The sequence below is a fragment of the Aerococcus sp. L_32 genome (assembly GCF_050689315.1).
In genome coordinates this window covers 1-1,716 of sequence record NZ_JBOEQF010000407.1, presented here as the reverse complement: position 1 = coordinate 1,716, position 1,716 = coordinate 1, and the positions used below count along the sequence as shown (strand labels likewise).

General features: G+C 36.8%; 2 protein-coding genes and 1 pseudogene. All 3 read left to right on the top strand.

The annotated features are described in order from the left end of the window. Positions 1-124: 124 nt before the first annotated feature. Positions 125-190 (top strand): annotated as a pseudogene (locus tag ACRCJ0_RS13425) (hypothetical protein); the annotation flags it as partial. Between the two features lie 84 nt (positions 191-274). Then, complete coding sequence (locus ACRCJ0_RS13420) at positions 275-898, top strand: amino acid ABC transporter permease (RefSeq protein WP_431390744.1); 624 nt, start codon at positions 275-277, stop codon at positions 896-898. A gap of 15 nt (positions 899-913) precedes the next feature. Then, positions 914-1,591 carry an amino acid ABC transporter ATP-binding protein gene (locus ACRCJ0_RS13415; protein WP_026465868.1) on the top strand — a complete coding sequence of 226 codons (678 nt, stop codon included), beginning with the start codon at positions 914-916 and terminating at the stop codon, positions 1,589-1,591. Positions 1,592-1,716: the final 125 nt, after the last annotated feature.

Genomic DNA, 1,716 nt, shown 5'->3' with positions numbered 1-1,716 from the left:
TGATTTGGATGCTGACCGTGTGGACGCGATCTATGCTGGTGATATTTATTCTCGCTATACCTTAAATCAAAAAGGGACTTTAGATGAATATGAGTACTTTGTAGATGAAACATCTGTTGAACCGATGGGTGTTGGTTTTAGAAAATCAGACACTGCATTAAAAGAGCAAGTAGATGCAGGTATTGAAGAATTAAGACAAAACGGGGCTTATGCTGAAATTGAAGCGAAATGGTTCGGTGAAGATTCAGAATCAACGGGCTCATCAAATATTGTCATGACGGTATTGCCTTCATTATTAAATGGATTAAAGTTAACCCTACTTTTATTTGTCATTGTATTGATTCTATCAGTACCAATTGGCTTCTTAATTGGAATCTTACGCGTGTTTGGACCAAAATGGTTACAAGCAATTATTGAAGCTTATGTTTTCATCATGCGTGGTAGTCCACTAATGCTTCAATTGATGGTGATCTTCTTCGGTTTACCATATATTGGTATCGCCATGGATCGATTCCCAGCAGCTGTTTTAGCATATGTGATTAACTATGCAGCTTATTTTGCAGAAATTTTTAGAGGTGGTATTTCAGCAGTGCCGGACGGTCAATATGAAAGTATTTCTGTATTAGGTATTGGTAAAATTCGTGGTTTTAGAAGAATTATCTTACCGCAAGTAGTTAATATTGTATTACCTTCAATTGGTAACGAAGTGATTTCCCTAGTAAAAGATACGTCATTAGTTTATGTGATCGGACTTGGCGAGTTACTAAGAGCCGGAAATATTGCAGCTAATACCTATGCGTCTCTAGTACCATACTTAGTTGCTGGGGCGATTTACTTAATCGTGACAGCAGTTCTTACATTTGTCTTACGTAAATTTGAAAACCAATTGAAATGGTAAAAGGGAGGTCATCTTATGTCATTAAAAGTAGCAGGACTAAATAAATCTTATCAAGATAACCAAGTCATTAAGGATTATGACTTCGAAATCAATCCTGGTGAAGTTGTGATTTTACTAGGTCGTTCAGGGACGGGTAAAACGACATTCATGCGTATTATAAACAATCTTGAAGAAGCAGACCGTGGTACGATTGAAATTAACGGTAAGGTCTTATCAAAAGATAACGGCACTAAAGCTGTCTATAGTTCAAATAGTGAGCGTCGAGCTTATCAAAATGAACTAGGCATGGTTTTCCAAGATTATCAATTGTTCCCAAATTTAACCGTGATTCAAAATCTGATTGAAGCACCCTTAGCACAAGGGCTTAAAAACAAAGAAGAATTGATTGAAGATGGTAAAAAACTATTAGCGGATGTTGGTTTATCTGATAAAGCAGATGTTTTCCCATCAACATTGTCTGGTGGTCAAAAGCAACGGGTGGCGATTGCTAGAGCTTTAATGCTAAATCCAAGTGTCTTGTGTTTTGATGAACCTACTTCAGCCTTGGATAGAGAATCTGCTAATCAAATCGGTGGCCTTATCACAGCCTTAGCTAAAGACCAAGGTAAAGCGATTCTGATTGTTACCCATGATACTGAGTTCGGGAAACAAATTGGAACTAGAATTGAGTCATCGACTGAATTCGCAAAATAATCTAAGCTAAATTCTAGATTTTATCAACTATTTAACTTAATCATGATGATTTTCTTGACGTGGTTAGGTTAATTTGGTAATATATATGATGTTGTAAAAAGTGTGAGCACCACACTGCAACCGCG